Below are 1,801 nucleotides of genomic sequence, written 5' to 3' on the forward strand. Positions count from 1 at the left end.
TGATGCGGTAGAGGAGCGTTCTGTAAGCCTGTGAAGGTGAGTTGAGAAGCTTGCTGGAGGTATCAGAAGTGCGAATGCTGACATGAGTAACGACAATGGGTGTGAAAAACACCCACGCCGAAAGACCAAGGTTTCCTGCGCAACGTTAATCGACGCAGGGTTAGTCGGTCCCTAAGGCGAGGCTGAAAAGCGTAGTCGATGGAAAACAGGTTAATATTCCTGTACTTCTGGTTATTGCGATGGAGGGACGGAGAAGGCTAGGCCAGCTTGGCGTTGGTTGTCCAAGTTTAAGGTGGTAGGCTGGAATCTTAGGTAAATCCGGGATTCTAAGGCCGAGAGCTGATGACGAGTGTTCTTTTAGAACACGAAGTGGTTGATGCCATGCTTCCAAGAAAAGCTTCTAAGCTTCAGGTAACCAGGAACCGTACCCCAAACCGACACAGGTGGTTGGGTAGAGAATACCAAGGCGCTTGAGAGAACTCGGGTGAAGGAACTAGGCAAAATGGCACCGTAACTTCGGGAGAAGGTGCGCCGGTGAGGGTGAAGGACTTGCTCCGTAAGCTCATGCCGGTCGAAGATACCAGGCCGCTGCGACTGTTTATTAAAAACACAGCACTCTGCAAACACGAAAGTGGACGTATAGGGTGTGACGCCTGCCCGGTGCCGGAAGGTTAATTGATGGGGTTAGCTAACGCGAAGCTCTTGATCGAAGCCCCGGTAAACGGCGGCCGTAACTATAACGGTCCTAAGGTAGCGAAATTCCTTGTCGGGTAAGTTCCGACCTGCACGAATGGCGTAACGATGGCGGCGCTGTCTCCACCCGAGACTCAGTGAAATTGAAATCGCTGTGAAGATGCAGTGTATCCGCGGCTAGACGGAAAGACCCCGTGAACCTTTACTATAGCTTTGCACTGGACTTTGAATTTGCTTGTGTAGGATAGGTGGGAGGCTTTGAAGCGTGGACGCCAGTTCGCGTGGAGCCAACCTTGAAATACCACCCTGGCAACTTTGAGGTTCTAACTCAGGTCCGTTATCCGGATCGAGGACAGTGTATGGTGGGTAGTTTGACTGGGGCGGTCTCCTCCTAAAGAGTAACGGAGGAGTACGAAGGTGCGCTCAGACCGGTCGGAAATCGGTCGTAGAGTATAAAGGCAAAAGCGCGCTTGACTGCGAGACAGACACGTCGAGCAGGTACGAAAGTAGGTCTTAGTGATCCGGTGGTTCTGTATGGAAGGGCCATCGCTCAACGGATAAAAGGTACTCCGGGGATAACAGGCTGATACCGCCCAAGAGTTCATATCGACGGCGGTGTTTGGCACCTCGATGTCGGCTCATCACATCCTGGGGCTGAAGCCGGTCCCAAGGGTATGGCTGTTCGCCATTTAAAGTGGTACGCGAGCTGGGTTTAGAACGTCGTGAGACAGTTCGGTCCCTATCTGCCGTGGACGTTTGAGATTTGAGAGGGGCTGCTCCTAGTACGAGAGGACCGGAGTGGACGAACCTCTGGTGTTCCGGTTGTCACGCCAGTGGCATTGCCGGGTAGCTATGTTCGGAATAGATAACCGCTGAAAGCATCTAAGCGGGAAACTAGCCTCAAGATGAGATCTCACTGGGACCTTGAGTCCCCTGAAGGGCCGTCGAAGACTACGACGTTGATAGGTTGGGTGTGTAAGCGCTGTGAGGCGTTGAGCTAACCAATACTAATTGCCCGTGAGGCTTGACCATATAACACCCAAGCAATTTGACTACTCCTGACTTGGAAACAAGTAGAAGCATCAGATTGCGGTGTGTGAAGACGAAA

At 52.2% G+C, this 1,801-nt stretch carries 1 rRNA gene; it reads left to right on the forward strand.

What is annotated here, in order from left to right:
* Positions 1–1,725: ribosomal RNA gene (locus EQV97_RS28810) — 23S ribosomal RNA — on the forward strand; the annotation flags it as partial.
* Positions 1,726–1,801 lie beyond the last annotated feature (76 nt).

Origin of the sequence: Pseudomonas sp. TMW22090, from assembly GCF_022496665.1 — a bacterium.
Taxonomy (GTDB): Bacteria; Pseudomonadota; Gammaproteobacteria; order Pseudomonadales; family Pseudomonadaceae; genus Aquipseudomonas; species Aquipseudomonas gregormendelii.